The sequence below is a fragment of the Caulobacter sp. BK020 genome (assembly GCF_004342605.1).
In the GTDB taxonomy this organism is placed as follows: domain Bacteria; phylum Pseudomonadota; class Alphaproteobacteria; order Caulobacterales; family Caulobacteraceae; genus Caulobacter.
The window spans coordinates 1-1155 of sequence record NZ_SLZL01000046.1 but is presented as its reverse complement, the minus strand read 5'-3'; the positions used below and the strand labels follow the sequence as shown (position 1 = coordinate 1155).

Here is a 1155-nt window from a genome sequence, read left to right as displayed (position 1 = left end):
AGAGCGACTGTCTGGATGGTCAAGCCGGTACGAAGGCGGCGCGAGCATCCCTGGCCTTGGCGTTGAGGCGGACCAGGAGCTTTCGGGCGACAGCGACGCGGACGGCCATCTTGGGTTTTCCGGCCAGGGTCAGGCGTTGGTAGAAGGCGGCCAGGTCCGGATCGTGTCGCGCCACCACGCCGGCGACCACCACCAGGATCGAGCGGACATGGGCGCGGCCGCCGCGGATCGGCCGCTTGCCCTGGCGCTGGCCGCTGTCGCGGGCGATCGGGGCCAGGCCGGCCAGCTTGGCCACGGCCTTATTGGACACCGTGCCGATCTCGGGCATCTCGGCCATCAGCCGGGCCACCGTGCGGCCGGCTACGCCCTTGATCTCCCGCAAGGCCGCGTCCAGCGCCCGCCACAGCGGATCAGCGCCCAACAGCTCGGCGATCTTCAGCTCCAGGGCCCGCGACTGCCGGCCGATCAGCGCCAGCAGCTCGTCGAAGCAAGCCACGACCTGGGGCTCCTGGACCAGGCGGCGCTGGTTGGACTGGGCCACCTTCAGCTCGGTCAGCTGGCGCAGCCGCGTGACCAGGCCCCGCAACCGTTCCTGGGCCTGGCTTTCGGGCTCTTGGCCGACCAGCCCCTTGGCCCGGGCGTAGTCGGCGATGATCCCCGCATCCAGGCGGTCGGTCTTCTCCAGCACGCCCATGGCCTCGGCGAAGCGCCGCACCGACCGGGCGTTGGCGATCGCGCACGGCACGCCAGCCGCCCACAGCAGCCCGAACGGCAGCTTCTCGTAGCCGCCGGTGGCCTCCATCACCACCAGCCCCACGCCGTGTTCGGCGCAGAACCGCGCCAGCGTCGCGATCCCCTCGGGATCACGCCGCACGCTCACCTCCGGGCCAGATCGGCCGATCCGCCCGTCCAACGTCTTCAGCGAGACGTCCACTCCACAGATGATGTTCGCCACGGTAACCTGCCTTGTGCATGCGATCGACGATCAAGCGACTGTTCGGTCGTGCGTGACTGCGGCGGCGGTCCCTAAGCTCTCTCTCGGTTGAAGCCAGAGGGGTCACGGGCGCCGCGAGCCGCGTGAAGGGACCGGTGGCCACCGGTCCCTTCACAGCTCAAAGCCATCACGCCTTCGAGCCGCGATCCAGATACAAGGGG

At 69.9% G+C, this 1155-nt stretch carries 1 protein-coding gene; it reads right to left on the bottom strand.

What is annotated here, in order from left to right; translation table 11 throughout:
* Positions 1 to 19: 19 nt before the first annotated feature.
* Entirely contained in the window at positions 20 to 955 is a 936-nt protein-coding gene (locus EV278_RS23845) for an IS110 family transposase (RefSeq protein ID WP_132096735.1), read from the bottom strand.
* Positions 956 to 1155: the final 200 nt, after the last annotated feature.